This window comes from Blastococcus sp. SYSU D00820, from assembly GCF_054050695.1.
Map to the genome: position 1 here is coordinate 128,045 of NZ_JBJGZW010000006.1, position 26,784 is coordinate 154,828.

28 protein-coding genes and 1 riboswitch are annotated in these 26,784 nt (G+C 76.9%); of the genes, 9 read left to right on the forward strand and 19 right to left on the reverse strand.

Annotated elements, in window-relative coordinates:
* Positions 1-24: 24 nt before the first annotated feature.
* Positions 25-92: riboswitch (cobalamin riboswitch) on the reverse strand.
* Between the two features lie 24 nt (positions 93-116).
* Both ACI79R_RS09455 and ACI79R_RS09460 read right to left on the reverse strand, forming a co-directional pair.
* On the reverse strand, positions 117-2,015 hold the full coding sequence (locus ACI79R_RS09455; protein WP_456573409.1) for an ABC transporter ATP-binding protein: 1,899 nt from the start codon (positions 2,013-2,015) through the stop codon (positions 117-119).
* 154 nt (positions 2,016-2,169) lie between these two features.
* Positions 2,170-2,799, reverse strand: a complete 630-nt coding sequence (locus ACI79R_RS09460) for a helix-turn-helix domain-containing protein (protein WP_456573344.1) — start codon at positions 2,797-2,799, stop codon at positions 2,170-2,172.
* Positions 2,800-2,857: 58 nt separating this feature from the next.
* Here ACI79R_RS09460 and ACI79R_RS09465 point away from each other — a divergent pair, with 58 nt between their 5' ends.
* The gene (locus ACI79R_RS09465; RefSeq protein WP_456573345.1) at positions 2,858-3,295 is read left to right on the forward strand and encodes a nitroreductase family deazaflavin-dependent oxidoreductase; all 438 of its coding nucleotides are present in this window, start codon (positions 2,858-2,860) and stop codon (positions 3,293-3,295) included.
* A gap of 6 nt (positions 3,296-3,301) precedes the next feature.
* Here ACI79R_RS09465 and ACI79R_RS09470 read toward each other — a convergent pair whose 3' ends face one another.
* Positions 3,302-3,634 (reverse strand): tetratricopeptide repeat protein, encoded by a 333-nt coding sequence (locus ACI79R_RS09470; protein WP_456573346.1) that lies wholly within the window; start codon positions 3,632-3,634, stop codon positions 3,302-3,304.
* Between the two features lie 97 nt (positions 3,635-3,731).
* Here ACI79R_RS09470 and ACI79R_RS09475 point away from each other — a divergent pair, with 97 nt between their 5' ends.
* Both ACI79R_RS09475 and ACI79R_RS09480 read left to right on the forward strand, forming a co-directional pair.
* On the forward strand, positions 3,732-4,412 hold the full coding sequence (locus ACI79R_RS09475; RefSeq protein ID WP_456573347.1) for a DUF4383 domain-containing protein: 681 nt from the start codon (positions 3,732-3,734) through the stop codon (positions 4,410-4,412).
* A gap of 37 nt (positions 4,413-4,449) precedes the next feature.
* The gene (locus tag ACI79R_RS09480) at positions 4,450-5,601 is read left to right on the forward strand and encodes a precorrin-3B synthase (RefSeq protein ID WP_456573348.1); all 1,152 of its coding nucleotides are present in this window, start codon (positions 4,450-4,452) and stop codon (positions 5,599-5,601) included.
* 31 nt (positions 5,602-5,632) lie between these two features.
* Here the strand turns inward: ACI79R_RS09480 and ACI79R_RS09485 are convergent, their stop codons facing one another.
* Positions 5,633-6,811: a glucose-1-phosphate adenylyltransferase family protein gene (locus ACI79R_RS09485; protein ID WP_456573349.1), complete on the reverse strand. Its 1,179-nt coding sequence runs from the start codon at positions 6,809-6,811 to the stop codon at positions 5,633-5,635.
* Positions 6,812-6,876: 65 nt separating this feature from the next.
* On the opposite strand from ACI79R_RS09485, the gene ACI79R_RS09490 reads away from it, so the two are divergent.
* The 4 genes from ACI79R_RS09490 (at position 6,877) to ACI79R_RS09505 (ending at position 11,612) form a co-directional block, all read left to right on the forward strand.
* A complete protein-coding gene (locus tag ACI79R_RS09490) occupies positions 6,877-7,539 on the forward strand; it encodes a precorrin-8X methylmutase (protein WP_456573350.1) in 663 nt (220 codons plus the stop codon).
* Positions 7,536-9,053: a precorrin-2 C(20)-methyltransferase gene (locus ACI79R_RS09495; RefSeq protein WP_456573351.1), complete on the forward strand. Its 1,518-nt coding sequence runs from the start codon at positions 7,536-7,538 to the stop codon at positions 9,051-9,053. The genes ACI79R_RS09490 and ACI79R_RS09495 overlap by 4 nt, the downstream gene beginning before the upstream one ends.
* Before the next feature lie 86 nt (positions 9,054-9,139).
* The gene (mftD, locus tag ACI79R_RS09500) at positions 9,140-10,309 is read left to right on the forward strand and encodes a pre-mycofactocin synthase MftD (RefSeq protein WP_456573352.1); all 1,170 of its coding nucleotides are present in this window, start codon (positions 9,140-9,142) and stop codon (positions 10,307-10,309) included.
* A 58-nt stretch (positions 10,310-10,367) separates the two neighbouring features.
* Complete coding sequence (locus tag ACI79R_RS09505; RefSeq protein ID WP_456573353.1) at positions 10,368-11,612, forward strand: MFS transporter; 1,245 nt, start codon at positions 10,368-10,370, stop codon at positions 11,610-11,612.
* Positions 11,613-11,619: 7 nt separating this feature from the next.
* Here ACI79R_RS09505 and ACI79R_RS09510 read toward each other — a convergent pair whose 3' ends face one another.
* Genes ACI79R_RS09510 through ACI79R_RS09525 form a run of 4 tightly spaced genes read right to left on the reverse strand, consistent with a single transcriptional unit; the run spans position 11,620 to position 14,018 of the window.
* On the reverse strand, positions 11,620-12,018 hold the full coding sequence (locus ACI79R_RS09510) for a hypothetical protein (RefSeq protein WP_456573354.1): 399 nt from the start codon (positions 12,016-12,018) through the stop codon (positions 11,620-11,622).
* A gap of 58 nt (positions 12,019-12,076) precedes the next feature.
* Positions 12,077-12,727: an HAD hydrolase-like protein gene (locus ACI79R_RS09515; RefSeq protein WP_456573355.1), complete on the reverse strand. Its 651-nt coding sequence runs from the start codon at positions 12,725-12,727 to the stop codon at positions 12,077-12,079.
* Entirely contained in the window at positions 12,724-13,215 is a 492-nt protein-coding gene (locus ACI79R_RS09520) for an FBP domain-containing protein (protein WP_456573356.1), read from the reverse strand. The genes ACI79R_RS09515 and ACI79R_RS09520 overlap by 4 nt, the downstream gene beginning before the upstream one ends.
* Before the next feature lie 47 nt (positions 13,216-13,262).
* The gene (locus ACI79R_RS09525) at positions 13,263-14,018 is read right to left on the reverse strand and encodes a cobalt-precorrin-6A reductase (protein ID WP_456573357.1); all 756 of its coding nucleotides are present in this window, start codon (positions 14,016-14,018) and stop codon (positions 13,263-13,265) included.
* Between the two features lie 26 nt (positions 14,019-14,044).
* Between ACI79R_RS09525 and ACI79R_RS09530 the strand changes: the two genes are divergently transcribed.
* A complete protein-coding gene (locus ACI79R_RS09530) occupies positions 14,045-15,136 on the forward strand; it encodes a cobalt-precorrin-5B (C(1))-methyltransferase (protein ID WP_456573358.1) in 1,092 nt (363 codons plus the stop codon).
* A gap of 65 nt (positions 15,137-15,201) precedes the next feature.
* Here the strand turns inward: ACI79R_RS09530 and cobM are convergent, their stop codons facing one another.
* The 3 genes from cobM to def all read right to left on the reverse strand — a co-directional run bounded on the left by cobM (position 15,202) and on the right by def (position 17,925).
* On the reverse strand, positions 15,202-15,942 hold the full coding sequence (gene cobM, locus ACI79R_RS09535) for a precorrin-4 C(11)-methyltransferase (protein WP_456573359.1): 741 nt from the start codon (positions 15,940-15,942) through the stop codon (positions 15,202-15,204).
* 175 nt (positions 15,943-16,117) lie between these two features.
* A complete protein-coding gene (cbiE, locus tag ACI79R_RS09540; protein ID WP_456573360.1) occupies positions 16,118-17,371 on the reverse strand; it encodes a precorrin-6y C5,15-methyltransferase (decarboxylating) subunit CbiE in 1,254 nt (417 codons plus the stop codon).
* Entirely contained in the window at positions 17,368-17,925 is a 558-nt protein-coding gene (def, locus tag ACI79R_RS09545) for a peptide deformylase (protein ID WP_456573361.1), read from the reverse strand. The genes cbiE and def overlap by 4 nt, the downstream gene beginning before the upstream one ends.
* A gap of 51 nt (positions 17,926-17,976) precedes the next feature.
* Between def and ACI79R_RS09550 the strand changes: the two genes are divergently transcribed.
* Positions 17,977-18,942, forward strand: a complete 966-nt coding sequence (locus tag ACI79R_RS09550; RefSeq protein ID WP_456573362.1) for a cobalamin biosynthesis protein — start codon at positions 17,977-17,979, stop codon at positions 18,940-18,942.
* On the opposite strand, the gene ACI79R_RS09555 is transcribed toward ACI79R_RS09550, so the two are convergent.
* The 8 genes from ACI79R_RS09555 to ACI79R_RS09590 all read right to left on the reverse strand — a co-directional run bounded on the left by ACI79R_RS09555 (position 18,914) and on the right by ACI79R_RS09590 (position 26,766).
* Positions 18,914-19,630: a PIG-L deacetylase family protein gene (locus ACI79R_RS09555; RefSeq protein WP_456573363.1), complete on the reverse strand. Its 717-nt coding sequence runs from the start codon at positions 19,628-19,630 to the stop codon at positions 18,914-18,916. The two genes, ACI79R_RS09550 and ACI79R_RS09555, sit on opposite strands and share 29 nt — an antisense overlap.
* A 137-nt stretch (positions 19,631-19,767) precedes the next feature.
* Positions 19,768-20,460, reverse strand: coding sequence for a PIG-L deacetylase family protein (locus ACI79R_RS09560; RefSeq protein WP_456573364.1), 693 nt, complete (start codon positions 20,458-20,460; stop codon positions 19,768-19,770).
* Positions 20,453-21,049, reverse strand: coding sequence for a hypothetical protein (locus ACI79R_RS09565; protein ID WP_456573365.1), 597 nt, complete (start codon positions 21,047-21,049; stop codon positions 20,453-20,455). The genes ACI79R_RS09560 and ACI79R_RS09565 overlap by 8 nt, the downstream gene beginning before the upstream one ends.
* A 105-nt stretch (positions 21,050-21,154) precedes the next feature.
* Positions 21,155-21,883, reverse strand: coding sequence for an HAD family hydrolase (locus tag ACI79R_RS09570; protein WP_456573366.1), 729 nt, complete (start codon positions 21,881-21,883; stop codon positions 21,155-21,157).
* On the reverse strand, positions 21,880-23,052 hold the full coding sequence (gene wecB, locus ACI79R_RS09575) for a non-hydrolyzing UDP-N-acetylglucosamine 2-epimerase (protein ID WP_456573367.1): 1,173 nt from the start codon (positions 23,050-23,052) through the stop codon (positions 21,880-21,882). Before wecB ends, ACI79R_RS09570 begins: the two co-directional genes overlap by 4 nt.
* The gene (locus ACI79R_RS09580) at positions 23,049-24,116 is read right to left on the reverse strand and encodes an ATP-grasp domain-containing protein (RefSeq protein WP_456573368.1); all 1,068 of its coding nucleotides are present in this window, start codon (positions 24,114-24,116) and stop codon (positions 23,049-23,051) included. Before ACI79R_RS09580 ends, wecB begins: the two co-directional genes overlap by 4 nt.
* Positions 24,113-25,333 carry an exosortase/archaeosortase family protein gene (locus tag ACI79R_RS09585; protein ID WP_456573369.1) on the reverse strand — a complete coding sequence of 407 codons (1,221 nt, stop codon included), beginning with the start codon at positions 25,331-25,333 and terminating at the stop codon, positions 24,113-24,115. The genes ACI79R_RS09580 and ACI79R_RS09585 overlap by 4 nt, the downstream gene beginning before the upstream one ends.
* Entirely contained in the window at positions 25,330-26,766 is a 1,437-nt protein-coding gene (locus ACI79R_RS09590; protein WP_456573370.1) for a glycosyltransferase, read from the reverse strand. Before ACI79R_RS09590 ends, ACI79R_RS09585 begins: the two co-directional genes overlap by 4 nt.
* Positions 26,767-26,784: the final 18 nt, after the last annotated feature.

Here is a 26,784-nt window from a genome sequence, read left to right on the forward strand (position 1 = left end):
CCGGGTCGTCGGGCACGGCAGCCGCGGTGTCTGGCTCGCCCCCGACGGGGCACACAGTGGCGGGACCGCGCCGGGGTCTCACCGGCTTCCCGGCGCACTGCCGTGATGCCCGGACGCTACCCGGCGACCGGGGCCCCGGCGCCGACGGCCACCGGCTCGTCCGGTTCGGCGAACTGCGTGCGGTACAGCTGCGCGTAGCGCCCCCCGGCCGCCAGCAGCTCGGCGTGCCGGCCGCGCTCGACGATCCGCCCGCCCTCGAGCACGAGGATGCAGTCGGCGGCCCGCACGGTCGACAGCCGGTGCGCGATGACGATCGCCGTCCGCCCCTCCAGCGCCTCGTCCAGCGCGGCCTGCACGGCCGCCTCCGACGTCGAGTCCAGGTGCGCGGTGGCCTCGTCGAGCAGCACCACCCGCGGCCGGGCCAGCAGCAGCCGGGCGATGGTCAGCCGCTGCCGCTCCCCGCCGGAGAACCGGTAGCCGCGCTCCCCGACGACGGTGTCCAGCCCGTCGGGCAGGGCGCGGACCAGATCGGCCAGCCGGGCCCGCTCGAGCACCGCCCACAGCTCCTCGTCGGTCGCCTCCGGTGCGGCCAGCAGCAGGTTGGACCGCAGCGACTCGTGGAACAGGTGCCCGTCCTGGGTCACCAGGCCGAGGGTCCGGCGGATCGAGGCGAAGGTGAGGTCGCGGACGTCGACGCCGCCCAGCCGCACGGCGCCGGCGTCGACGTCGTAGAGCCGCGGCAGCAGCGAGGCGATCGTCGACTTCCCGGCGCCCGAGGAGCCGACGATGGCGACGACCTGCCCCGGCTCGACGGTGAACGAGACGTCGTGCAGCACCTCGACGCCGCCGCGGCCGTCGAGCTGGGCGACGTCCTCCAGCGATGCCAGCGAGACGCGGTCGGCCGACGGATAGCCGAAGGAGACGGAGTCCAGCTCGACCCGGACCGGCCCGTCGGGCACCTCCCGGGCGTCGGGCCGCTCGCGCACCAGCGGCACCAGGTCGAGCACCTCGAAGACCCGCTCGAAGCTCACCATCGCCGACGAGACGTCCACCCGGGCGCTGGCCAGCGCCGTGAGCGGGGCGTACAGGCGGGTGAGCAGCAGGGCCAGCGCGACCACGGCGCCGGGGTCGAGGGAGCCGCGCAGCGCGTAGAAGCCGCCGAGGCCGTAGACCAGCGCGAGCGCCAGCGCCGACACCAGCATCAGCGCGCTGACGAAGGCCCACTGCACCATCGCCGTCCGCACCCCGATGTCGCGCACGCGGCGCGCCCGCGCCGCGAACTCGGCGGACTCCCGGTCGGGGCGGCCGAACAGCTTGACCAGCGTGGCGCCCGGCGCGGAGAAGCGCTCCGTCGTCTGCCCGGTCATGGCCGCGTTGTGGTCGGCGGCCTCGCGGCCGAGCCCGGCCAGACGGCTGCCGATCCGCCGCGCGGGCAGCAGGAACGCCGGCAGGAGCAGCAGCGACAGGACCGTCACCTGCCACGAGAGCGTCAGCATCACGCCGAGGGTGAGCAGCAGCGTGACCGTGTTGCTCACGACCCCGGCCAGGGTGTCGCTGAAGGCCCGCTGCGCCCCGATGACGTCGTTGTTCAGCCGGGAGACCAGCGCACCGGTCTTCGTGCGGGTGAAGAAGGCGACCGGCATCCGCTGCACGTGGTCGAAGACGGCGGTGCGCAGGTCGAGGATGAGCCCCTCGCCGAGGCTCGCGGACAGGAAGCGGCCGAGCAGCGACAGCCCGGTGCCGACGACGGCGATGACCGCGATGAGCACGGCCAGCCAGATCACCACCGACGCGTCGCTGCCCTCCACGATGGCGTCGACCACCCGGCCGGCCAGCAGCGGGGTGGCGACGGTCAGGACCGCCTCGACGACGCCGACGGCCACGAACGACACGATCCGCCGCCGGTGCGGCCGGGCGAAGGCCATGACCCGGCGGACGGTCGCCCAGGAGAACGGCCGCCGCTCGGTGCGGCCGTGCATCGCGTTGGACAGCGCCGACCACGCCGTCATCTCCATGCTCACGGCCGCCCGCCTCCCGCCTGCCGGGGGGCGCGCTGCCCCCGGAGGGTCGGACCGGCGCCACGGCCGGAACTCATCGTCGGGTGCGCGGCGGGCGGCATGCGCCGGACGCTAGGAGCTCGATCGCACTCGAGGTCAAGCGGCGCGGACGTCAGCGCAGCAGCAGGCGGGCCACGGCGTCGACCAGCCAGTCGGCGTAGCGCTCGGCCGACCAGCCGAGCTCCCGGATGAACCGGTCGGCCGGCTCGTGCCCGAGGACGGCCCACCAGATGTCGGTGGCCGCCTCGGCGTCGAGGTCCGCCCGCAGGTCCGGTGCGAACGCCTCGACCATCCGGCGCATGTCCGCGCGGCGCCGGCCCTCGTAGTCGGCCCAGGCCGCGGCGATCTCCGCATCGGCCGCGGCAGCCGCCTGGAACACCCGCAGCATCGGGGTGACCGCCGGCACCCGATCGGCGGCGATCGCCCGCAGCGCGGCCAGCCGGCCGGCCCGGTCGGGGGCCTCGGCGAACCGCACGAACAGTTCGCGGGCCAGCAGCGGGGCCGCCTCGTCGTCCCCCACGAGCGTGCGGTCGACGCAGGCCAGCAGCAGCGCCGCCTTGCCGCCCTGCGCGAACACCGTCGGCACCGAGACGCCGGCCGCCGTCGCGACGTCCTTCATCGACGTGGCCGCGTAGCCGCGCTCGAGGAAGCACCGGGTCGCGGCGTCCAGGACGACGGCGCGGGTGCGCTGCGCCTGCGCCGCCCGCAACGGCGAGCGGTACCCCCTCTTGCCCTCGGCCACGGATTCACCCTACCGTGCCGATATTCGTCAGAGCGACACTCAAACGAAAGAGGCGGACATGACCCGTGACCAGCTGCTCACCGTCGTCAGCCGGCACGTCTCGGCGGTGCACGTGGCCCTCGTCCGGCGCACCCGCGGCCGGGTGGGCAGCCGGTTCCGGGGCGGTCAGGTGCTCCTGCTGACCCACCGGGGCCGCCGCTCGGGCCGGCTGTTCACCACGCCGCTGCTCCACGTGCGCGACGGCGAGCACCTCGTGGTGGCCGCGTCCAACGGCGGCATCGACGCCGAGCCGCAGTGGGCGCTCAACCTGGAGGCCGAGCCCGCCGCCGAGGTGGAGCTGGCCGGCCGGCGGTTCCCGGTGCGCGCCCGGCGGGCGGAGGGCGCCGAGCGGGAGCGGCTGTGGCAGCTCCTGCTCGGCGGCTTCTCCGGGTACGACGGCTACCAGGCGCAGGTCAGCCGGCAGATCGGCGTGATCGTGCTGACGCCGGTGGGCTGACCCGGATCAGCGGGCCGCGCCCAGGGCGTCGGCCACCCGGTGGTGGACGGCGGCCTCGCCGGCGCGGCTCTGCCGCTCCAGCGTGCGGGCCAGCGCCCGGCGGGCCCACCCGTTGGCCGGGGCGAGGTCGACCAGGCGGCCCAGCGCCTCCTCGGCGCGGCCGAGCTGGGCGGAGGCGAAGTAGCTGCGGGCCAGCAGCTCCAGCGCCGCCTCGTTGCGCGGCTCGGCCTCGACCACGGGCTCCAGCACGCGGGCGGCCTCGATCGGCTGCCCCATGGCGAGGAACAGGTCCGCGCGCAGGAACTCCGAGTGCAGGTCCATCTCGAACGGCTGGGTCATGCCCCCTCCAACCGCGGAGCCGGTCCGGCGCTTCCCGCATCCGGGGCCCGCGGCGGCGGCGAAGTCGGGATGTTCCCGGATCTCGCGAGGAGTCGCCATGACCCTGCACCTCCCCCGACGGCAGCGGACCGACCACCCGGCCGGCCCCGCGCCCACCCCCGGCGCCCGCGTCCCGGTCGTGCACCGGGTGGGCGCGGTCGTCGTCGCCGCCGTCCTCGCCGTCTTCGGCGTCCTCGGACTCGCCGACGGCCTGGACTTCTTCTCGACCGACGGCGAGCGGATCCTCGGCCTGTCGTCCAACGGCCTGCTCTCGACGATCTCGCTGGTCACCGCGGCGGTGCTGGTCGCCGCGGCGTTCCGCGGCCCGCGGATCGCCTCGACGGTCATGATCGTCGTCGGCGTGCTCTTCCTGGTCTCGGCCCTGGCGAACCTGGCCGTGCTGCGGACCGACTGGAACCTGCTCGCCTTCGGCCTGAGCAACGTGGCGTTCTCGGTCGTCGCCGGCCTGGTGCTGCTCCTGCTCGGCGCCTACGGGCGGGTGAGCGGCAACCTGCCGCCGGACAGCCCGTACGCCCGGCCGGCCGAGGACGACGGCTTCTCCGCCGCCGAGTACCCCTCCACGCCCGCGGAGTTCGCCGCCGAGCGGGCGATGCGCGACGCCGAGGTCGCCGTCGTGCAGCACACCGCCACCGCCGACCAGCAGCGGCGGGTGGCGGCGATGGCGGCGGTCACCGGCCGGGCCGAGCGCCGGCGGGTGTGGACGTCGTTCGACGCCTGACCGCCGGCGGCGCGGGCGACGTAGCCTCGCTGCCGCGATGACCGCTGCCCGTACCGAGCCCGACGCCTGCCCCGGCGCGCTGCAGACCCACGCCGCCGCCGACGGGGCCCTGGCGCGGGTCCGCGTGCCCGGCGGGCTGCTCGCCCCCGGCCAGCTCCGGGTGCTCGCGGCGGCCGCCCGCGACCTCGGCGACGGCGCCCTCGAGCTCACCAGCCGCGGCAACGTGCAGCTGCGCGGCCTGGCCGACGGGGCGTCGGCGGAGCTGGGCGACCGGCTGGCCGGCGCGGGCCTGCTGCCCAGCGCCACGCACGAACGGGTGCGCAACGTGCTGGCCAGCGCGCTGACCGGCCGGGCGGCGGGCAGCCTGCTCGACGTCCGCCCGTGGGTGCGGGCCCTCGACGCCGGCCTGTGCGCCGATCCGGCCCTGGCCGGGCTGCCCGGCCGGTACCTCGCCACGCTGGACGACGGCCGCGGCGACGTCGCCGGGCTCGGTGGGGACGTCGGCCTGCTGGCGCTGGCACCGGACGCCGTCGCGCTCACGCTGGCCGGCGCCGACAGCGGGCTGCGCGCCGCCCCGGACGACGCGGTGCCGCTCGCGCTGGCCGCGACGCGGGCCTTCCTCGACGAGCGCGCGGCGCAGGCCAGCGCCGCCTGGCGGCTGGCGGAGCTGACCGACGGCCCGGCCCGGGTCGCCGCCCGGCTGGGCGGGGCCGTCGCGCCCCGGCCGCTGCCGGCCGCGCCGCCTCCCGGCGCGGGGGCGGTCGCCCAGACCGACGGGCGGACGGCGCTGGTGGCGGTGATCCCCCTCGGGCGGCTGACCGCGCCGCAGGCCGAGCTGCTGGCCGCCGTCTCGACCGGCGAGCTGCAGGTGACGCCCTGGCGCAGCGTCGTCGTGCCCGACCTTCCCGACGCGCGGGTCGCCGACGCGCTCGCCCGTGCCGGCCTGGAGCTCGACCCGGGCAGCGCGTGGCTGTCGGTCACCGCGTGCGCCGGCCGGCCCGGCTGCGCGAAGTCGCTCGCCGACGTGCGCGCCGACGCCGCGGCCGCCGTCGCCGCCGGTGCCCTGCCGGCCGCCGGCGCCCGCCAGCACTGGGCCGGCTGCGCGCGCCGCTGCGGCCGGCCGCGCGGGGCGGTGGTGGACGTCGTGGCGACGCTCGACGGGTACCGGGTCGACCTGCCGGCGGACTGACGGAGCGGGAGCACTGCCCCGAGGGCGCCCCTCAGTCCTCCGACGGGTCCGGGTAGCGCGCCCCGGCGGCGATCTCCGCGCCGTCGTCGACCCGCACCCCCCGGCCGAGCAGCGCGATGTCGCCGTCCCCGCCGACGCTCGCGCCCTCCCCGACGTCGACGCCGTCGTCGATCACCGAGCGCGTCACGGTCGCCCCCGCCCGCACCCGCACCCCGGGCAGCAGCACCGAGTCGACGACCGTCGCGCCCCGCTCCACGATCACCCCCGGCGACAGCACCGATCCGCGCACGTCGCCGGAGATCCGCGTTCCGCCGGAGAGCAGGCTGTTCTCGATCTGCCCGTCGTCGAGCACCCGGGCGGCGCTGTGCCGGCCGCCGCGGGTGTGCACCGGCCAGGCGGGGGTGTCCAGGTCGAGCGGCGGATCCGCGGACAGGAAGTCCCGATGCGCCTCCCAGTAGGCCGGCACCGTGCCGACGTCGCGCCAGTAGCCGCGCAGCGGGAACGCGCGCGCCGCCCCGTCACGGGTCTGGGCGGGCAGCAGGTGCGAGCCGAGGTCCTCCAGCCCGTCCTCGCCGACCTCCTCGCCCAGTGCCTCCAGGCGGTCCAGCGTCTGCCGCGGGGAGAACACGAACACCTCGTTGGTGGCCGTGGTCGTCGCGGGCTCGTCGGGCTTGTAGGCGTAGTCGGTGACCCGGTCGCCGTCGACCTGCACGATCCCGTAGCGCGACGCGTCGTCGGCGGCGACCTCCGTGGTCACCATCGTGACCTCCGCGCCGGAGCCCAGGTGGGTGTCGACCACCTCGCGGTAGTCCAGCCGGTAGACCGCGTCGGCGCTGACCACGACCAGCGCGTCGGGGGCGAACCCGCGGACCAGCTCGGCCTGCCGCCACAACCCGTCGGCGGTGCCCTCGGTGAAGCCGCCGCGCTCGTTGCCCTGGAACGGCGGCAGCACCATCAGCCCGCCGGTGGTGCGGTCGAGGTCCCACGGCCGGCCGTTGGCCAGGTGCTCCGACAGCGACTGCGGCTGGTACTGCACCGACACCCAGACGTCGGCGATCCCGGAGTGCTGGCAGTTCGACAGCGGGAAGTCGACCAGCCGGTACACCCCCGCGAACGGCACCGCCGGCTTCGCACGGGTCTCGGTGAGCAGTTCCAGACGGCTGCCCTTGCCACCGGCGAGCACGAGGACGAGGACCTTGGGGAGCGCCATGGACGGCGGGATGCCCCGCCGCGCCGCGGGCCAGTCCTCTACCGGGAAGTAGCCTCCCTCCCGCGATGACGATGACCCGAGACGACCAGCCCCGGCAGCCGCAGCGCGCCTACGCGTACGAGAAGGACGGCGCCGAGATCTACCGGCAGTCCTTCGCCACGATCCGCGCCGAGGCCGACCTGTCGCGGCTGCCCGCCGACGTGGCCCGCGTGGCCGTGCGCATGATCCACGCCTGCGGGCAGGTCGACCTCGTCGACGACGTCGTCTTCTCCCCCGCCGTGATCGGCGACGCCCGCGCCGCGCTGCGGGCCGGCGCCCCGGTGCTGTGCGACGCGCAGATGGTCGCCTCCGGCATCACCCGCCGCCGGCTGCCCGCCGACAACGACGTCGTCTGCACGCTGGGCGACCCGCGCACCCCGCAGCTGGCCGCCGAGCTCGGCACCACCCGCACCGCCGCCGCCCTCGAGCTGTGGCGCGACCGGCTCGACGGCGCCGTGGTCGCCATCGGCAACGCGCCCACCGCGCTGTTCCACCTGCTCGAGATGGTCGCCGCCGGCGCGCCCCGGCCGGCGGCCGTCATCGGCATCCCGGTCGGCTTCATCGGTGCGGCGGAGTCGAAGGAGGCGCTGGTCGGGTCGGGTCTGGAGCACCTGGTGGTGCGCGGCCGGCGCGGGGGCAGCGCCATCACCGCCGCGGCGGTCAACGCGATCGCGAGCGAGGAGGAATGAGCGGCGGGCAGCGCGTGACCGGCCGCCTGTACGGCGTCGGGCTGGGCCCGGGCGACCCGGAGCTGGTGACGGTCAAGGCGGCCCGGCTGATCGCCGCCGCCGACGTCGTCGCCTTCCACGCCGCCCAGCACGGCCGGTCGGTGGCCCGCTCGGTCGCCGAGCCCTACCTGCGGCCCGGCCAGGTCGAGGAGCTGCTGGTCTACCCGGTCACCACCGAGACCACCGACCACCCCGGCGGCTACCAGGGCGCGATCGACGAGTTCTACGAGTCCGCCGCGGCCCGCCTCGCCGCGCACCTGGACGCCGGCCGCGACGTCGTCGTCCTGGCCGAGGGCGATCCGTTCTTCTACGGCTCCTACATGCACATGCACAAGCGCCTGGCCGACCGGTACCCGACCGAGGTCGTGCCGGGCGTGACCAGCGTCAGCGGCGCCGCGGCGGTGGTCGGCCGGCCGCTGGTCGAGCGCGACGAGGTGCTCACCGTGCTGCCCGGCACGCTGCCGGCCGAGGAGCTCGCCGAGTGGCTGGCGACCACCGACTCGGCGGCGGTGATGAAGCTCGGCCGCACGTTCCCGCAGGTGCGGGAGGCCTTCGACGCCGCGGGCGTGCTCGACCGCGCCCTCTACGTCGAGCGGGCCACCACCGGCCGCCAGCGCACCATGCCGCTGGCCGACGTCGACCCGGCGACCGTCCCCTACTTCTCCCTGGCCCTGCTGCCCAGCCCGCTCACCCGGCCGACGCCCGCGCAGGACCCTGCCGCGACCGCCGAGCAGCCGCGCACCGGCGAGGTGGTCGTGGTCGGCCTGGGCCCGGGCAAGCGCGCCTGGACCACGCCCGAGGCCGCCGAGGCCCTGGCCATGGCCGACGACCTGGTCGGCTACGGCCCCTACCTGGACCGGGTGGCGGCCAACCCGCGGCAGACCCGGCACGCCAGCGACAACCGGGTGGAGGCCGAGCGTGCGGCGCACGCCCTGGAGCTCGCGCGGTCCGGACGGCGGGTCGCGGTCGTCTCCAGCGGCGACCCCGGCGTGTTCGCGATGGCCTCGGCGGTGCTCGAGGTGGCCGCCCGGCCGGAGTACGTGGACGTCCCGGTGCGGGTGGTGCCCGGACTGACCGCGGCGCAGGCGGTCGCCTCGCGGGTGGGCGCGCCGCTGGGCCACGACTTCGCGGTGCTCAGCCTGTCCGACGTCCTCAAGCCCTTCGACGTCGTCCTGGACCGGCTGCGGCACGCCGCCGCCGCCGACCTGGTCATCGCGGTCTACAACCCCCGGTCGAAGGCGCGGCCGCACCAGCTGGGCGAGGCGCTGGCCGCGCTGCTCGAGGTGCGTGCCCCCGAGACCGTCGTGGTGGTCGGCCGGGACGTCGGCGGGCCGGAGGAGGAGCTGCGGGTGACCACGCTCGGCGCGCTGGACCCGGAGACGGTCGACATGCGCTGCCTGGTGCTCATCGGTTCCTCGCAGACCCGGCTCACCCCCTCGGGAGCGGTCTGGACGCCCCGCCGGTATCCCGCGTGACACTGAGTGCCATTTCGGTGCAGGATGGGCCCGCCGACTGACGGGCGCGACGGCGCGCCGGGTCGCCGGGGTCCGGAGGTAACGCCATGGCCAGCACGCGGGACTGGTTCGAGACCGTCGCCGAGGCGCAGGAGCGCGCCAAGCGGCGGCTCCCCCGCTCGGTCTACCTGGCGCTGTACGCCGGCACGGAGAAGGGCCTGACACTCAGCGACAACGTCGCCGCCTTCGACGAGCTCGGCTTCCGCCCGCACGTGGCCGACCTGCCCGAGAAGCGCGAGCTGGCCACCACCGTGATGGGCCAGGAGATCTCCTTCCCGGTGCTCATCTCCCCGACCGGCGTGCAGGCCGTGCACCCCGACGGCGAGGTCGCCGTCGCCCGCGCCGCGGCCGGCGCGGGCACCGCGATGGGCCTGTCCTCCTTCGCCAGCAAGCCGGTGGAGGAGGTCGCCGCCGCCAACGACAAGCTGTTCTTCCAGATGTACTGGGTCGGCTCCCGCGAGCGGATCCTCGCCCGCGCCGAGCGCGCCCGGGCCGCCGGCGCCACGGGCCTGATCGTCACCCTCGACTGGTCCTTCGCCTCCCGCCGCGACTGGGGCGCCCCGCCCATCCCCGAGAAGATCGACCTGAAGAACGCGGTCAAGTTCGCGCCCGAGGTGCTGCGCAAGCCGCGCTGGCTGGCCACCTACCTGCGCACCGGGTCGATCCCCGACCTCACCGTGCCCAACCTCGCCCTCGGCGACGAGCAGCCGCCCACCTTCTTCGGCGCCTACGGCGAGTGGATGGGCACCGCGCTGCCGCGCTGGGAGGACGTCGCCTGGCTCGCCGAGCAGTGGGGCGGGCCGTTCATGGTCAAGGGCATCACCCGGCCCGACGACGCCCGACGCGCGGTCGACGCCGGCGCCACCGCCATCTCCGTCTCCACCCACGGCGGCAACAACCTCGACAGCACCCCGGGCGCCATCCGGTCGCTGCCCGGGGTCGTCGACGCGGTCGGCGACCAGGTCGAGGTGCTGCTCGACGGCGGCGTCCGGCGCGGCGGCGACGTGGTCAAGGCCCTCGCGCTGGGCGCCCGCGCGGTGATGGTCGGCCGCGCCTACCTGTGGGGCCTGGCCGCCGGCGGCGAGCGCGGCGTCTCCAACGTGCTGTCGATCCTGCGCTCGGGCGTGGACGAGGCGCTGCTCGGCCTCGGCAAGGGCTCGGTACACGACCTGACCCGCGACGACGTCCTCGTGCCGGCGGGCTTCACCCGGGACTGACCCGGGCGGCGCGCCGGGCCGGGGAATGCGGACCGGCGCGTCCGCCTTGTCCGTTGGCGTGCCCAACCACGCCCCGTCCCGCACTCCCTCCCGCGCCGGGGCGTTCTGGTCGGTGACCGCGCTGCTGCTGCTGGTCCTGGCCGCCTCCGGGGTCCCCTCGCCGCTGTACCGCGTCTACCAGGAGCGGTTCGACTTCACCTCCGGCGTGCTGACGACGGTCTTCGCCGTCTACGCGTTCGCGCTGCTCGCCTCGCTGCTCGTCGTCGGCGCGCTGTCGGACCACCTGGGCCGGCGGCCCGTGCTCGCCGCGGGCCTCGCGCTGCAGGCGGGGGCCATGGTGCTGTTCCTCGCCGCGGACGGCGTCGGCTGGCTGATGGCCGCCCGCGTGGTCCAGGGCCTGTCGATGGGCGCGCTGACCAGCACGCTCGGTGCGGCCCTGCTCGACTTCCAGAGCAGCCGGCGGCCGCTGGGGGCGCTGGTCAACAGCGCCTCGCCCGGCGTCGGGCTGTCCCTGGGCGCCCTCGGTGCGGGGCTGGCCGTCGAGTTCGTCCCGGCGCCCACCGACTGGGTCTTCGGCGCCCTGACCGCCGTCCTGCTCGTCGCCGCGGTGGCCGTGCTGAGGCTGCCCGAGACCTCGCCGCGGCTGCCCGGTGCCGCCGCCTCGCTGTGGCCCCGCGTGCACGTGCCGCCGGCCCAGCGCGCGGCCTTCCTCGTCGCCACCCCGGCGCTGCTGGCCATGTGGGCGCTGGGCGGGCTCTACCTCTCCCTCGGCCCGTCGCTGGCCGACGGGGTCTTCGGCATCTCCGACCACCTGCTCGGCAGCCTGGTCATCGTCGCCATGCAGGGCGCCGCCGCGATCGGCGCGGTGCTCGCCCGCCCGCTGGCCCCCGAGCGCGCGATGGTCGGCGGCTGCCTGCTCTTCTGCGTGGGCGTCGCCGGCACGCTGGTCGCCGTCGCGCTCGCCGGCACCGTGCTGTTCTTCGTCGCCGCGCCGGTCTCCGGCCTCGGCTTCGGCGCCGCCTTCCTGGGCGCGGTCGCCACGATCACCGCCGGCACCGCGCCCGGGCAGCGGGGCGGCATCTTCGCCGCCATCTACGTGGTCGGGTACCTCGGCTTCAGCGTGCCGGCGATCATCGCGGGCATCGCCGCCGGCTCGGTGGGCCTGGAGACCGCCACCGAGGTCTACGCCGCCACGGTCATCGCGCTGGCCCTCGTCGCGGTCGCCGGCCTGGCCCGGCAGCGGCGGGTGGTCCGCCGGGCGGCCGCGCCGGCCGCGGAGCCGGCACAGCCCATGGCCGCCTAGGACCGGCTCAGGCCCGGACGGCGAGATCCACGGCGAGCCGGTCGTCGGCGAACACGGTGACCTGCGCCGGCCCCGGGGACGCCGAGTCCGGCACCCGGAACACCAGCCGGCCGGTGGAGTCCTCGGCGGTGCTGCTCACCGTGCCGACCGGCACGCGCACGCCGCCCTGCACGAAGCCCACCGGCACGTCGGTCAGCGGCCGCTCGTCGCCGGTGCCACCGGTGTCGTCGCACCCCTCGAACAGCCGGTCGACGGTGAGCACGACCTCCTCGCCCACCCGCGCCTCCGGAGGGCTGACCATGGCGTGCGGGCCGGCGCACGACGCGGCCGCACCGCCCCCTCCCCCCGAGCAGGCGGTCAGGAAGAGCGCGAGCGACAGCCCCGCCGCACGGATCCCCCACCGCATGCACCGACGATGGCCCCGGCGGTCACCGAACGTCCACGGCCGTGACCGGATCGTGCCGTCAGATCCTCCGCAGCGCCGCCGGCACCTCCGCCGGGTGCGCCACGACGGCGGCCGCACCCGCGCGCGCCAGCTCCCCCTCCGGCGCCGGGCCCCATCCGGCGCCGATGCACGGCAGCCCGTGCTCGGCCGCCCCGAGGACGTCGTGCTCCCGGTCGCCGACCAGCACCGGGGCCGCCGTGCCCGGGTGCGCGGCCAGCGCGGCGGCGACCACCTGGGCCTTGCTGCGCACCGTGCCGTCGAGGGTGGCCCCGTGCACCGAGGCGAACGCCGGCCGCAGCCCGGTGTGCTCGAGGATGCGCAGCGCGAAGGGCTCGGGCTTGCTGGTGGCGACCGCGAGCACCGCCCGGTCGTCCCGGAGCCCGGCCAGCAGCTCCGGCACGCCGTCGTACACGCCGACGTCGAGGACGGCGCCCGCGGCGTAGTGCGCCCGGTAGGCGGCGACCGCCCGGGGGACGTCGGGCAGCGGCACGCCCAGCACCAGCGCGAACCCGTCCTGCAGCGGCGGGCCCACCATGTCCCGCAGCTGCGCGGGCGTGGGCTCGGGCAGGCCGAGCTCGGCCGCCGCGACCCGCACGGAGGCCCAGATGCCGGGCGTGGAGTCGACCAGCGTGCCGTCGAGGTCGAACAGCACCAGCCGCGGTGCGCTCACCGCCGCACGGAGTCCAGGAACCCGTGCACCCGCGCCCGGAGGTCCGCCGTCCGCTCGGCGACGACCTCGGCGGGATCGCGGTCCAGCAGCCACGGCGGGATCTCGCTGCGCGCCCGTTCCGCGCACCGCAGGTCCGCGCACATGTAGGTGCCCACGGTGTTGCCGTTGCGGCCGGCCTCCCCGGCACGGCGGGCGGTGAACAGCGAGACCGCGTCGCCGGACTGGGCGGTGGAGCAGAGCAGGCACATGGCCGGCGTCCGGCTGGACATCCGGGTGTCGGCCGCGCGCAGGGCGACCCCGACCGGGGCGCCGTCCCGCCAGAGGACCAGGTAGCCGCGCAGCGGGGCCTTGGCGTCCCGCCAGCCGAGCACCTCCAGCTCGTCCCACGGCAGCGTGCCGAAGTCCTTGGGCAGGGTGAGCGCGTTGGCCTCGCCGCGCGAGCAGTTGACGAAGGACCGGCGCAGCTGCGACTCGGTCAGGGCTTCCACGGGAGTGCTCCTCGGGTGGTGCGGGTGTTCCGGCCGAGCATGATCCGTCATCCCCGCGGCGAGGTCGAACCCGTTTCACGTGCCAACCAGTCCAGCGCCTCCTCGACCGTGGCGACGACCGCCACCCCGGCCGGCAGCGCCGGCCGCCGGATCAGCACCACCGGGACGCCCAGCTCCCGGGCCGCGGCCAGCTTCGCCGCCGTCATCGCGCCGCCGCTGTCCTTGGTGACGACGACGTCGACGCCGTGCTCGCGCATCAGCGCCCGCTCCTCCTCGACGGTGAACGGCCCGCGGGCCAGCACGACCGTGACCCGGGCCGGCAGCGGCCCCTCCGGCGGGTCCACCGAGCGCACCAGGACCGCGCCGGTCAGGCCGGCGAACGCGGCCAGCCCCTGCCGGCCGGTGGTGAGGAACACCGACCGGGCGCCGGCGACCGCGGCCGCGGCGTCGGCCGGGGAGTCGACCCAGCGCCAGTCGTCGCCCGGGCCGGCGGTCCAGCCGGGGCGCTGCAGCCGCAGCAGCGGCGTGCCCGTGGCGGCGGCCGCCGCGGCGGCGTTCGCGGTCATGCCGGCGGCGAAGGGATGGGTGGCGTCGACCAGCGCGCGCACCGGCCGGGCGCGCAGCTCGGCGGCCAGCCCCTCGACGCCGCCGAAGCCGCCGATCCGCACCGCACCCGGCGGCAGCACCGGATCGGCGACCCGGCCGGCCAGCGAGCTCTCCACCTCGACCCCGGCGGCCACCAGGGCCGCGGCCAGCCGCCGCCCCTCGCCGGTGCCGCCCAGCACCAGCACGCGGCCGGTCACCGCGGGTGCCCGTGCATGCTGGTGCGGTGACCACCGCGGGACGCGAGCGCAGCACCGGGCTGCGCTACGGCTGGACGACCGGCGCCTGCGCGACCGCCGCCACCACCGCGGCCTACACCGCGCTGCTGACCGGCGAGTTCCCCGACCCGGTCGCCATCGACCTGCCCAACGACAAGCACCCGGCCTTCGCGCTGGCCACCGAGTCGCTGGACGACGGCGCGGCGAGCGCCGGCGTGGTCAAGGACGCCGGCGACGACCCCGACGTCACCCACGGCGCCCTGGTCTCGGCGCGCGTGACGCACGGCGAGCCCGGCAGCGGGGTGGTCTTCCGCGCCGGGACCGGCGTCGGCACGGTGACCAAGCCCGGCCTGCCCCTGGCCGTCGGCGAGCCGGCGATCAACCCCATGCCGCGGCAGTTCATCCGCGAGCACGTCGCCGCGGTCGCCGCCCGGCACGGCGGCACCGGCGACGTCGTGGTGGAGGTGTCGGTCGAGCACGGCGAGGAGCTGGCCCGCCGCACCTGGAACCCGCGGCTGGGCATCCTCGGCGGCCTGTCCATCCTGGGCACGACCGGCGTCGTCGTCCCGTACTCGTGCTCGTCGTGGATCGACTCGATCCGCCGCGGCATCGACGTGGCCCGTGCGGCCGGGCACCGGCACGTGGCCGGGTGCACCGGGTCGACCAGCGAGCGGGTGGTCACCGAGCTGTACGGGCTGCCCGAGGACGCGCTGCTGGACATGGGTGACTTCGCCGGCGCCGTCCTCAAGTACCTGCGCCGCCACCCGGTGCCCCGGCTGACGATCGCCGGCGGGATCGGCAAGCTGGCCAAGCTCGCCGACGGCCACCTCGACCTGCACTCCGCCCGCTCGCAGGTGTCGCCCGAGGCGCTGGCCGCGCTGGTGCGCGGGGCGGGCGGGTCGCCGGCGCTGGTCGAGGGCGTGCGCGGGGCGAACACCGCGCTCGACGCGCTCCAGCAGTGCCAGGCCGCCGGGCTGCCGCTGGGCGACCTGGTCGCCGCCGGCGCGCGGGACACCGCGCTGGGCGTGCTGCGCGGGGCGCCGGTCGAGGTCGACGTCGTGGTGATCGACCGGGCCGGCACCGTCGTCGGCCGCGCCTGACGGCCCCGTCGCAGGGGCCCGCCGCGAGCTCGCGAGAGGTGGGGGGCGACGGGGTCCTTCCACCACTAGCGGGGGCGGGTCGTCGAGTACAGGTGGCTGTCGGGGAACGCCTCGGCCGCCAGCACCGGGCCGACGACGACGATCGCCGTGCGCCGGACGCCGGCCGCCTCGACCTGACCCGCGATGCCGGCCAGCGTGCCGCGCAGCACCAGCTCGTCGTCTCGGCTGGCCCGCGCCACCACCGCGACCGGGCCGTCGGGCCCGTAGTGCTCGGCCAGCTCCGGAGCCAGCTCGGCGAGGCGCTGCACCGCCAGGTGCAGCACGAGGGTGGCGCCGGTGGCCGCGTAGGCGGCCAGCTCCTCCCCGGGGGGCATCGGGGTGGACCGGGCGGAGGTCCGGGTGAGGACGACGGTCTGCCCGACCCCGGGCACGGTCAGCTCCCGCTTGAGCGCCGCGGCCGCCGCCGCGAAGGCCGGCACCCCCGGCACCACCTCGTAGGGCACGCCGGCCGCGTCGAGCCGGCGCATCTGCTCGGCCATCGCGCTGTAGATCGACGGATCGCCGGAGTGCAGCCGGGCGACGTCGTGGCCCGCCTCGTGCGCGGCGACCAGCTCGGCGGTGATCTGGTCGAGGTCGAGGTCGGCGGTGTCGACCAGCCGGGCTCCGGGCGGTGCGGTGTCGAGCAGCTCGCGCGGCACCAGGGCACCGGCGTAGAGGCAGACCGGCGCCGCGGCGATCAGCCGGGCGGCGCGCAGGGTGACGAGGTCCGCGGCGCCGGGGCCGGCGCCGATGAAGTGGACGGTCACGATGACTCCGTCGGCCTACCGGCCGACACGGCCAGCGATGACATCGTCGGCCTCCCGGCCGACACCGCCACCAGGTGCCGTCCCCTTGTCGCGCTGAGCCGCGGCCCGTGTCCCGGTCGGGAGACCCTCCGGGCCTCCGCGACCGGTCCACCCGGACGGTTCGCGGACGACGCCCTCACCACCGGGTCACGGACCAGATCGTCACCGGCATCGCCGGCTTCCAGCCGGTGTAGGAGCCGACCGGCTCCGCCCGCTGCACCGACACCCGCACCAGCTCGCCGCCCACCCGGGCGTGCCACTGGGCGAGCACCATCTCGCTCTCCACGGTCACCGCGTTGGCCACCAGCCGGCCGCCGACCGGCAGCGCGTCCCAGCAGCTCTCCAGCAGCAGCGGCGTGGTGATGCCGCCACCCACGAACACCGCGTCCGGGGCACGCAGCCGCGACAGCACCTCCGGGGCGTGGCCGTGCACCACCCGCAGGTAGGGCACGCCGAGCCGGGCGGCGTTGCGGGCGATCCGCTCGGCCCGCTCCTCGGCGGCCTCGACGGCGACGGCGCGGCAGGTCGGGTGCGCCCGCATCCACTCGATGCCGATCGAGCCCGCGCCCGCGCCGACGTCCCACAGCAGCTGGCCGGGCACGGCCGCCAGCCGGGCCAGCGTGATCGCCCGCACCTCGCTCTTGGTCAGCTGCCCGTCGGACTCGTAGGCACCGTCGGGCAGGCCGGGCGTGGTCGGCAGCGGCATGGTGCCGCGCTCGGCGCGGCACTCCACCGCGGTCACCACCAGCGCCGGCGCCGGCTGCGACCAGGTGGCCGCGGTACCGGTGCGCACCTCCTCGTCCGGGCCGCCCAGCCCGCCGAGCACGGTGATCAGGCTCTGCCCGTAGCCGCGGTCGGCCAGCAGCCGGGCCACCTGGGCCGGCGTCTCGCCGTCGGAACCGAGCACGAGCAGCCGGCGGCCGGGCTGCACGTGCGGGTGCAGCAGCTCGATGGGCCGGCCGACCAGGGTGACGACGTCGGTGTCCTCGACCGCCCAGCCCAGCCGCGCGCAGGCCAACGACACCGACGACGGCGCCGGCAGCACCCGCACCCGGTCGGCGCCCAGCAGCCGGGTCAGCGTGGTGCCGATGCCCGACAGCATCGGGTCGCCACTGGCGAGGACGACGACCGCGCGGCCGGTGTGCTGCTCGACCAGCCCGGGCAGCGCCTCGGTCAGCGGCGAGGGCCACGGCACCCGCTCGGCGGTCACCGTCTCCGGCACCAGGGCCAGCTGCCGCTCGCTGCCGAGCAGGACGTCGGCGCGCTGGACCTCCGCGCAGGAGGTCGGCGCCAGCCCCTCCCAGCCGTCGGCGCCGATGCCGACGACGACGATCGGCGGGGCCGATGTCCCCTGGGCGGGGGGCGCCGCCTGGTCCTGGACCTCGCTCATGCCGGCAGCTCCCCTCCCGGGCCGGCCGCCTCGGCCAGCAGCCGTTCCCTCAGCTCCTCGGGCAGCCGGTCCACGTAGACCGTGCCGTCGAGGTGGTCGACCTCGTGCTGCAGGCAGCGGGCGGCCATGCCGGTCGCCTCGATCGCGACCGGCTCCCCGGAGGCGTCCACGCCGTCCACCCGGGCGCGGAAGGCCCGCGGCAGCTCGGCGTAGGGGCCGGGCACCGACAGGCAGCCCTCCTCGGTGACCTCCTCCGCGGGCTCGCCGTCCAGCGGCTCGAGGATGGTCAGCCGCGGGTTCACGACGTAGCCGACGACGTCCTCCCCCGCGGCGTCGGGGCAGTCGATGACGAACACCCGCGCGTCGACGCCGATCTGGTTGGCCGCCAGGCCCACGCCGTCGGCGGCCTCCATGCTGGCGAACATGTCGAGGACCAGGCGGCGCAGGTCGCGGTCGAAGGTGGTCACCTCGGCGCACCGCCGGTGCAGCACGGGGTTGCTGCCGTAGGTGACGATCGGCCGGGCGACGCCGTCGTAACGGCCGGGCAGGCGCATGGCGCCGATCCTAGGGAGCGCCTCCCGGGTTCCGGTTGACACGATGGACCGGTGGCGACCCGGGCAGACCTGCCGACCGCGCTCGGCCTGGCCCTCGGTGCCGCGGCCGACCTGGCGCTCGCCGATCCGCGCCGCGGGCACCCGGTGGCCGGCTTCGGCACGCTCGCCGCGGCCCTGGAGCGGCGGCTGTGGCGCGACACCCGGGCGGCCGGCGCGCGGTACGCGGCGCTGCTGGTCGCCGGCGCCGCCGGTGCCGGGGCGGCGCTGGACCGGGCCGGCCGCGGGCGGCCGGTGCTGCGCACGCTGACCACGGCCGCGGCGACCTGGACCGTGCTCGGCGGCACCTCGCTCGGCCGGGCCGCGGGCGCGATGGCCGGCGCGCTGGAGGCCGGCGACGTGCCGGGGGCCCGCCGGCTGCTGCCGGCCCTGGCCGGCCGCGACCCCAGCGCCCTGGACGCCGGGGAGCTGGCCCGCGCGACCGTCGAGTCGGTCGCCGAGAACACCTCCGACGCCGCGGTGGCGCCGCTGTTCTGGGGCGCGGTCGCCGGGGTGCCCGGGCTGCTGGCCTACCGCGCGGTCAACACCCTCGACGCGATGGTCGGCCACCGCTCGCCGCGGCACGTCCGGTTCGGCTGGGCGGCCGCCCGCACCGACGACGTCGCCAACTGGCTGCCCGCCCGGCTGACCGCTGCGCTGACCGTGGCCACCGCGCCGGTCGCCGGCGGCTCGCCGGCGGGGGCGCTGGCGGCCTGGTGGCGCGACGGCGCCGCGCACCCCAGCCCGAACGCCGGCCGGTGCGAGGCGTCGCTGGCCGGGGCGCTGGGACTGCGGCTGGGCGGCCGCAACGTGTACGGCAGCCGCGTCGAGGACCGCCCGGTGCTGGGCAGCGGCCGCCCGCCGGAGCCGGGCGACGTGCCCCGGGCGGTGCGGCTGTCCCGGGCGGTCTGGACCGCCGCAGCCGGGCTCGCGGTGCTCGCCCGGCTCCCGCTCAGAAGGCGGCGGACACCGAGGGCGTGAGCGACCAGGCGGCGGGGACGGCGGCCACGGCGGCGCCGCGGGCCGGCGCCAGGTCGACCACCATGCGGGTGGGCTGGAAGGCCTCCGCGTAGCCGATCCGCGCCTGGGCGCCCCAGTGCCGGGCCGAGGCGACGACCGCGTCCGGCTCGACCATCGCCGACTGCTCCACCTGCGAGGCGTGCGCAGCCAGGGCGGCGACCTTGCCGGAGAGGTGGGCGGTGACGTCGACGTAGACGGTGGGCGTGAACGACAGCGTCGAGGGGCTCTGGTAGTGCAGGACCCGGGGCAGCCGGCGCGCGGCGCCCAGCGTGGCCGAGGCGACGGCGCGGTGGTCCTGGTGGCTGTCGTCGGGCGCGTGCACGTAGACCAGGTCGGCGCCGGTGGCGTGCAGGACGGTCTCGATCAGGCGGACGGTCGCCGAGTCGGGCACGACCTCGCAGTCGCGCAGCCCGCCCCACACCAGCCGGGCCCCGATCAGCGCGGCGGCCTGCTCCTGCTCGGCGCGGCGGCCGGCGCCGCGGGCACCGTCGCCGGGCCCGTTCTCCCCGCCGGTGACGACCAGCATCGTCACCGTGTGACCGGCGGCGACGTGGGCCAGCAGCGCACCGCCGCAGCCCAGCTCGATGTCGTCGGGATGCGCGCCGATGGCCAGGACCCGCAGTCCCGCGCTCGTACCGGTGCCGTCCATGGCGTCGTCCTTCTCTCCTGCTCCCAGGGCGGCCCTACCGCCCGACGTCCCTCCATCGGCAGGGCGCGGGTGCCCCTCCACGGCAGCGGCCCGGCACTCCCCCCTCGGGGGGAGCACCGGGCCGTTGCCGCGACCGGTCAGCCGGCCAGCGTCGGCGACGGGACCAGCCGGTGCCCGGCCGGGACGTCGGAGGCGCGCCGGCGCGGTTCGGGCACGAGGTCGAACACCATGCGGGTCGGCGCGAACGCCTCGGCGTAGCCGATGCGGGCCTGGGCGCCCCAGTGCCGGGCCGAGGCCACGACCGCGTCGGGCTCGACCATCGCCGACAGCTCCACCTGCGAGGCGTGCGCGCCGAGGGCGTGCAGCTTGCCGGTGAGGTGGGCCGTCACGTCGACGTAGACCGTCGGGGTGAAGGAGAGGGTCGACGGGCTCTGGTAGTGCAGCACCCGCGACAGCCGACGGGCCGCCCCCTGCGTGGCGGCGGCCACGGCCCGGTGGTCCTGGTGGCTGTCGTCGGGCGCGTGCACGTAGACGACGTCGGCGCCGGTGTCGGCCAGCACCCGCTCGATGACCGCCACGGTGGTCGCGTCGGCGGTCAGCGTGCAGTCGCGCATCCCGCCCCACACCAGCCGGGCCCCGAGCGCGGCTGCCGCCGCCTCCTGCTCCTGCCGGCGTCCGGCCAGCTGCTCGGGCTCGCCGGGGCCGTTCTCCCCGCCGGTCATCACGAGCATGGTGACCGCGTCCCCCGCCGCCGCGTGGGCGAGCAGGGTGGCGCCGCAGCCGAGCTCGACGTCGTCGGGGTGGGCGCCGATGGCGAGGACGCTACGCACTGGTGGACACGGCACTGGTGGACACGGCACCGGTGGACACGCCGTCCGGCGTGGTCGCGCGCGCCAGCCGGCGGCGGAAGCGCACCAGCACGACCGCGCCGGCCAGGCCGGCGGCGCTCAGGCCGATGGCGGTGCCGGCGCCGTTGCCCTCGGCGGGCATCTGGGTGGTCGGCGGGCACACCGTCGCGTACTGCACGTACCACGCGTACTGCAGCGTCGTGCCGTTGAGGATCCACCGCGCGTTCTGGTTGAAGATCTCGTCGTAGGTCAGCGTCACCGTCCAGGCGCCGTGGAAGGTGCCGGCCTCGAACTGCTTGGGCTGCTGGCCCTGCAGCCGGGTCGGGTAGACCTGGTTGGCGGGGCCGTAGGCGTAGGTCTTCCGCGATCCGGTCGTGTTCGAGTACCCGAGCACGACGGTGAACGTCCCGTTGGTGTTCTGCCGGTAGCAGTCGACGATCGGCGCCACGGTGGCGGTCGCCGACGCCGTCCCCGGCGTGAAGACCAGGGCCAGGGCGGCGATCACCCCGATCGCGCCGATCCGTGCCAGACCCGCGCCGATCCGCGAGCGTGTCCTGCTGGTGCCTGCCATGGCCGTCCCTCTCCTCGGAGCGGCGGTCCCGCTCCACCCGAGTGGTGTCGGCCGGTCGCGGCTCCGGCTGGAGGGTCCGCGCCCGGATCTCACCCCAACGAGGCATCAGGCGGGGACGGGAGCCCCGTCCAGCACGGCCAGGGCCAGCTCCGCAGCGGCGGGGAACGAGCCGGTGACCGCCCACGCCGGGGGGACGTCGGGGGCGGTGGCGTACTCGCCCTGCCGGACGCGGATCGCGCGGGCACCGACGGCGGCGGCCACCGCGACGTCCTTGCCCGGCCGGTCCCCGATGACCAGGAGCCGGCCGGCGGGGACGCCCATCCGGGCGGCGAGCGCCAGCAGGCCGGCCGGGGCGGGCTTGCGGGCCGCCCGGCCGCCCAGCGTGTCGGTCACCAGGACCACCGGCAGCAGGCGGTCCAGGCCCGTGGCCGCCAGCTTGGCCTCCTGGATGACCGGGTTGCCGTCGGTGAGGCAGCCCAGCGGCGCCCGGGCGGCGAGCACGGTCAGCGCCTCCCCGGCCCCGGGATAGGGCGTCAGCCGCGCCGGCCGGTGCCGGGTGAAGGCGGCCACCAGCGGCGGCACGAGCAGCGGCAGCGCGTCCGCGGGCACGCCCACGGCCAGCAGCGCCCGGTCGATGGTGCCGCCGGCGTCGGAGCCGGCGGCCAGCTCGGCCAGCAGCGCCGCGTGCACGGCCGGCCCGTCGAGGCCCGCGTCGGCCGCGGCCCGCCCGACGGCGCCGGCGGCGCTGGCCAGGTAGTCCGCCTGCGGGTAGAGGGTGTCGTCGAGATCGACGACCACGCCCAGCGGCGCGGGACCGTCCCAGGAGGGGGTCACCACGGCAGCCGGCCGCCGGTGTAGTCCGGCTCGTCGATGGCCAGCAGGGCGTCGGTGGCCGGGTCGGCGAGGATCGCGGCGACCTGCGGGCCGGTCGTGCCGTCCCCGTAGGGGCAGGGCGCCGACGCGGCCAGGGCCTGTCCCTCGGTCGAGGTGTGGCGGGCGGCGGCGGCGAGCACGGCGTCGGCGGCGGAGTCGTCGGCGAGGGTGGCCAGCGTGGTGGTGCCGGCCTCGACGCCCTCCCAGCGCGGGGTGGAGCCGCGCAGCACGACGGCCGGCACCCCGAGGAAGGCGGCCTCCTCCTGGATGCCGCCGGAGTCGGTGACCGTCAGCCGGGCCGACGCCAGGGCGGTCAGCAGGGCGTCGTAGCCGACCGGACCGGTCAGCGTGATCGCGGGGTGCTCGAGCTCGGCGTCCAGCCCGGTGGCGGCCAGCCGGCCGGCGGTCCGGGGGTGGACCGGGAAGGTGACCGGGCCGACCTGGTCGGCCAGCGACCGCACGATGCCGACCAGGCGCTTGAGCCGCACCGGGTCGTCGACGTTGGTGGGCCGGTGCGCGGTCACCAGCACCCCCGCGCGGTCCGCCACCGGCACCGGGCGCACGCCGCGGGCCACCAGCGTGTCGACGACCGGGTTGCCGACCACGAACACCCGGCCGGCCGGCACGCCCTCGGCGGCGAGGAAGGCCGCGGCCCGGCGGGTCGGCGCCAGGTGCAGCGCCGCGACGGCCGCGGCCACCCGGCGGTTGACCTCCTCGACGCTGCGCGGGTTCATGCTGCGCAGCCCGGCCTCGAGGTGGGCGAACGGGATCCCGGCGCCGCGGGCGGCCAGCGCGTAGGCGGGGACGGTGTTGGTGTCCCCCAGCGCGAGGACGACGTCCGGCCGGTGCGCGGCCACCGCGCGGGCGGCGTCGGCGTACAGCGCGCCCAGCCGGGTGGCCGGGTCGTCGGTGGGCAGCGCGAACCGGTGCGTGGGCGCCAGCCCGAGGGTCCGCTGCAGCTCGGTCGACAGCGCCGGGTCGGTGTGCTGGCCGGTGTCGACGACGTCGACCCGGTGGCCGGCGGCGGTCAGCGCCGTGACCACCGGGGCCAGCTTGACCACCTCCGGCCGGGTGCCGAAGGGCACCAGGACGTGCCGGGTGCGACGTCCGGCGCCCTCCGGCCCGCTCACGCGCGCACCGCCGCGGCCGTGCTGGGGTCGGCCACGAGCCGGCCCTCGGCGTCGGTGTAGACCTCGGCGAAGTAGCGGCGCATGCGGACGCCGGGGGTGAAGTACAGGTGCCCCAGGCGCCGCTCCGGGTGCCGGATGCCCTCGAGGTAGGCGCTGACGACGTCGGCGCCGGCCGCCAGGGTCAGCGGCAGGCCACCGGAGAACCGCGGGTTGATCTCCACGACCGTCGCCCGGCCGTCCTCGCCGACGAAGCCCTGCACGTTGGCCGGCCCGGTGAGCCCCACGGCCTCCAGCGCGCCGGCGACCACGTTGGTCACCGTGGTGGAGTCGAAGGTGCTGCCCTTCACCGAGATGCCGGCCTTGACCTCCTCGCGCCAGCGCGGCACGACGGTGAGCACCTCGCCGTCCCGCCCGACGAGGGCGTCGGCGGTGAACTCGCGGCCGGGCAGCCGGGTCTGGGCGATCAGCGAGGGCTCGGCACGCAGCGCCTCGACCACGGCGGTGCGGGTGTCCAGCAGCCGCAGGCCCCGGCTCCCCCGGCCGGTGCGGGGCTTGACCACCCACGGGCCGGGCACCTCGACCAGGCCGGCCGGGGTGTCGGTGGTGGCCGGGTGCGGCACGCCGGCGGCCCGCAGCGCGCGGGCGAAGGCGGCCTTGTCGCAGCAGGTCTCGACGGCGGCCGGGTCGGCCAGCCAGGTGGCCACGCCGGCGCGGGCCAGCTGCCCGGCGCCGGCGGTCAGTGCCGGCAGCTCCTCGGCCACGGTCGGGATCAGCGCGTCGACCCCGTGCGCCAGGGCCACGGCGACCAGCGCGTCCACGAAGTGCACGTGGTCGGCGCGCGGCACGATCGCCCCCGCCGTGGCCAGCGCGCAGCCGGTGGCCGCGGGGTCGGCGTCGACGCCCACGACGCGGTGGCCGAGCGCGACCAGCCGCCGGACGACCGCGATCCCGGCCGGGCCGCCGGCGCCGGTCACCAGCACCGCGGGGGGTGCGGCGGGGCCGGACGGCGGCAGCGGCCCCGCCCCGGTGGGCGCGGGCGGGCGCGCGGGCAGGGTCGACGTCACCGGAGGACCTCCTGGCGGGCGGGCCCGACGGACGGGCGGGCGAAGCTGGGCAGCTGCGGCTCGGGGGCGCTGTGCCGCCCGCGGCGGGCCGGTGCGGGGGGCGCGACCGGGCCGGCGGCCACCGGGGTGACCTGCGGCCGGACGACCCCGGCCAGCAGGGGCGCGGTCTCGAAGGGGTCGGGTTCGGCGGGCGCCGGCTCGGCCTCGGATGGCGCCGGGGGCCGGGCCAGCAGCCAGCCGCGGGCCCACAGCCGCAGCGCGGCCACCCGGTGGTTGGTGACCGGCTCCCACTGGCGGGCGGCGATCGCCTCGGCGAGGCAGTCGAGCACCAGCAGGTCCTCGTCGTAGGTCGCGACCGCCACCAGCGAGGCGGCGTGCGCACCCAGGCCGTCGGCGGCCAGCTCGCGGATGCGGGCCATGCGGTCCACGACAGGCAGGTGGCCGATGCGGTAGTCGATGCGCCCGGCCTCGCGGCGGGCGGCCAGCCGCCGGGACAGCCACCTCGGCAGCACGTAGCGGTGCAGCAGGCCGGTGACCGTCGTCCGCCGGCGCCGGGCCTGCCGGATCTCGTGCTCCGGTGCCCGGTAGCCCAGGCCCGGCCGCGCCCAGCTGTCCGGACGGCGGGCGGTGTGCCGGCCGTCGACGTCCTGCTCGGCCCGCTCCAGGGTGGGCAGCGTCAGCCACACCATGAGCAGGAACCCGCCGAGGGTGGCCACCAGGTTCCAGAGCGTGCCCACCCAGTCGTGGAAGAGGACCAGCGACCCCTCGCCCCACCACAGGCCGGCCATCGCCGACAGCAGCAGCCGCAGGTGGTTGAGCAGGAGCAGCGCACCGATGGCGACCAGCAGCCCGCCGACGGCGTGCAGCTTGCGGCTGCGCAGCACCACGGCGGTCAGCGCGGTCAGCCCCAGCACCGACAGCACCGACGAGCACGACGCGGTGACGACGGCGTCGATGATCGAGCCGTCGTCGGGGAACAGCAGGATGTGCGCGGGCTGGATCCCGGAGACCCGGCCCGGGGCGATCCACGACATGACCAGCGCGACGCCGGCGGCCTCGAGCTCCTGCAGCGGGCGGGCGACGAAGCGGAAGCCGAGCACGCAGATCGCCGCGGCCAGCACGAGGTCCAGGCCCACGGGCAGCAGCCGGCGGCCGCTGCCGCGCCGGATCAGCCCGGGCCGCCGCACGTGCGCCCCGGGGGCGGGCACCACGGTCATCGGGCGTCCTCCTCGCCGCGCGCGGCAGCCAGCGCGAAGCTGCTCGGGCGGGCCGGGCCGGCCGGGACCTCGACCGCGGCGGCGACCAGCGGCGCGGCGGCGGCGCGGACGGTCGAGGTGGCACCGGACCGGCTGGTCTTCACCCACGAGTAGGGACGGCCGAGCATGCCGTCGACGTAGGCCCGGCTGGTGATCCAGATGGACAGCGCGAAGGCGGGCAGGAAGCCCAGCAGCCGCCAGGCCGACCGTCGCTCGACCCGGCCGATGAGCAGCCCGACGCAGAGCTCGGCCAGCGGGCCGACGAACAGCAGCATCGACAGCGGGAGCAGCGCCACGACGGGCAGGTCGCCGATGCCGAACGCCCGCAGCACGGTGAGCACCAGGCCGATCCCGGCCAGCACCGGCACGTGGTAGACGAGCAGGAACAGCGTCGTCTCGAACTTCTCCAGGAGGGAGAGGTACGGCGAGCGCATCAGCGGCCGCCAGTAGTCGCGCAGGCACTTCTGGTGCCCGCGGGCCCAGCGGTAGCGCTGCTTCCAGAAGCGCTGCGCGGTGACGACGGCTTCCTCGAAGTCGATCGCCGAGACGTCGTACCGGACCCGCTGGCCCCGCATGAGGATGCGCAGCGTGAGGTCGGTGTCCTCGGTGACCGTGTGGGGGTTCCAGCCGCCGAGCTCGCGCAGCGTGGACATCCGGACGGCGCAGTTGGCACCGCCGTAGGCCGGCAGCTCGAACAGCGCCTGCCGGCCGTACTCGTTGACGAGGTAGCCGGACAGGTAGTCGACGAAGACGGTGGCCGCCATCGTCGAGTCCTTGCCGTTGCGGATGACGCAGCGGCCCATGACCGCGCCGACGGAGGGGTCGCGGAAGTGCCGGACCAGCCGGCGCAGCGCCGTCGGCTCGGGCTCGTGGTCGGCGTCGAAGACGAGCACGACCTCGGCCTCCACCAGGCCCAGGGCGTCGTTGAGCGCGCCGGACTTGCCGCCCCCGGAGCCCACGGCCCGGTGCAGCACGCGCAGCCGGGGCTCGACGGCGGCCCAGGCGTCCAGCTTGGCGCCGGTCGCGTCGTCCGAGCCGTCGTCGACGACGACGAGGGTCAGCTTGTCGGCCGGGTAGTCCAGCGCCAGGAGCGCGGTGACCATGCCGTCGACGACGAGTTCCTCGTTCTTGCAGCCGACGAAGACCGCGACCTCGGGGGTGTAGCTGTCCAGTCCGACGTCGGCGGCGAGGAGGTCGCGCTCGGCCCAGCGCGCCGCGGCCACGGCGAAGGCCAGGTGCCGGCAGAAGTAGATGCCGAAGACGACGTTCAGCACGCCGGCGAGGACGCCCAACGTGGAGTCGAGGCCGTGGAACCAGCAGACACCGGACAGCACGACGACGTACCCGAGGAGGGCCAGTGGCCGCCCCTCGGGCCGGTCGTTGCCGTGGGCCACCGGCACCTCCTCCTCGCG

What these genes read in the sequence shown, in the direction of transcription:
- def (WP_456573361.1), bottom strand. Translation starts at nt 17,925, where the DNA reads ATGCGCCTGCCCGGCCGTTACGACGGCGTCGCCCGGCCGATCGTCACC.
- ACI79R_RS09455 (WP_456573409.1), bottom strand. Translation starts at nt 2,015, where the DNA reads ATGGAGATGACGGCGTGGTCGGCGCTGTCCAACGCGATGCACGGCCGC.
- ACI79R_RS09465 (WP_456573345.1), top strand. Translation starts at nt 2,858, where the DNA reads ATGACCCGTGACCAGCTGCTCACCGTCGTCAGCCGGCACGTCTCGGCG.
- cbiE (WP_456573360.1), bottom strand. Translation starts at nt 17,371, where the DNA reads ATGAGCGAGGTCCAGGACCAGGCGGCGCCCCCCGCCCAGGGGACATCG.
- ACI79R_RS09485 (WP_456573349.1), bottom strand. Translation starts at nt 6,811, where the DNA reads ATGGCGCTCCCCAAGGTCCTCGTCCTCGTGCTCGCCGGTGGCAAGGGC.
- ACI79R_RS09470 (WP_456573346.1), bottom strand. Translation starts at nt 3,634, where the DNA reads ATGACCCAGCCGTTCGAGATGGACCTGCACTCGGAGTTCCTGCGCGCG.
- ACI79R_RS09565 (WP_456573365.1), bottom strand. Translation starts at nt 21,049, where the DNA reads ATGGCAGGCACCAGCAGGACACGCTCGCGGATCGGCGCGGGTCTGGCA.
- ACI79R_RS09495 (WP_456573351.1), top strand. Translation starts at nt 7,536, where the DNA reads ATGAGCGGCGGGCAGCGCGTGACCGGCCGCCTGTACGGCGTCGGGCTG.
- mftD (WP_456573352.1), top strand. Translation starts at nt 9,140, where the DNA reads ATGGCCAGCACGCGGGACTGGTTCGAGACCGTCGCCGAGGCGCAGGAG.
- ACI79R_RS09510 (WP_456573354.1), bottom strand. Translation starts at nt 12,018, where the DNA reads ATGCGGTGGGGGATCCGTGCGGCGGGGCTGTCGCTCGCGCTCTTCCTG.
- ACI79R_RS09585 (WP_456573369.1), bottom strand. Translation starts at nt 25,333, where the DNA reads ATGACCGTGGTGCCCGCCCCCGGGGCGCACGTGCGGCGGCCCGGGCTG.
- ACI79R_RS09475 (WP_456573347.1), top strand. Translation starts at nt 3,732, where the DNA reads ATGACCCTGCACCTCCCCCGACGGCAGCGGACCGACCACCCGGCCGGC.
- ACI79R_RS09480 (WP_456573348.1), top strand. Translation starts at nt 4,450, where the DNA reads ATGACCGCTGCCCGTACCGAGCCCGACGCCTGCCCCGGCGCGCTGCAG.
- ACI79R_RS09555 (WP_456573363.1), bottom strand. Translation starts at nt 19,630, where the DNA reads ATGGACGGCACCGGTACGAGCGCGGGACTGCGGGTCCTGGCCATCGGC.
- ACI79R_RS09490 (WP_456573350.1), top strand. Translation starts at nt 6,877, where the DNA reads ATGACGATGACCCGAGACGACCAGCCCCGGCAGCCGCAGCGCGCCTAC.